Here is a 510-nt window from a genome sequence, read left to right as displayed (position 1 = left end):
GCGCCGCTGCCGGGATCGGTGAGGGCGATGGTCAGGCTGCCGCCCGCCGGGGCCTGCAGCCCGCCGGGGCAGAGGGCGTCGAGTTGTTCGAGCAGGGCCCGCAGCTGAGCGGCCGTGATCGGCTGCCCGTCCACCTGCGCGGGCTGGGTACGTCCACACCCGCAGGCGGCTGCCGCCCCCGTGCCGGTGTCGCCGCCCGCGACGACACCGGGGACGGCCTGCCCCACGGCACAGGCCTCGTGGCCCGCGGCGCCGGCGGCGAGGGTGTCCAGCGAAGCCCAGACGGTGAGGTGGGCGGTGAACGGTGGCCGGCTGGCGTCCCAGGGGCGGAGCACCAGATCGCCCAGCACTCCGACCCGCAGCTGGCCGATCGGGCGCGGATCGCCGTCGGCCTTGGCCATGCGGGCGTAGCCGTTGACCGCGTCGCGGATGGCGGTGGCCAGCGGCTGGGGCAGGTCCACCGCCAGCTGCGCCATACCATCGGGTGCCGGGCGGACGGTGACGTCGGCG

1 pseudogene is annotated in these 510 nt (G+C 77.1%); it reads right to left on the bottom strand.

The features are described from left to right. Positions 1–510 (bottom strand): annotated as a pseudogene (locus ACFSHS_RS14695) (hypothetical protein); the annotation flags it as partial.

The sequence above is a fragment of the Blastococcus deserti genome (assembly GCF_042682525.1).
GTDB classification, from domain to species: Bacteria; Actinomycetota; Actinomycetes; order Mycobacteriales; family Geodermatophilaceae; genus Blastococcus_B; species Blastococcus_B deserti.
This window is presented reverse-complemented; position numbering and strand designations above follow the sequence as displayed.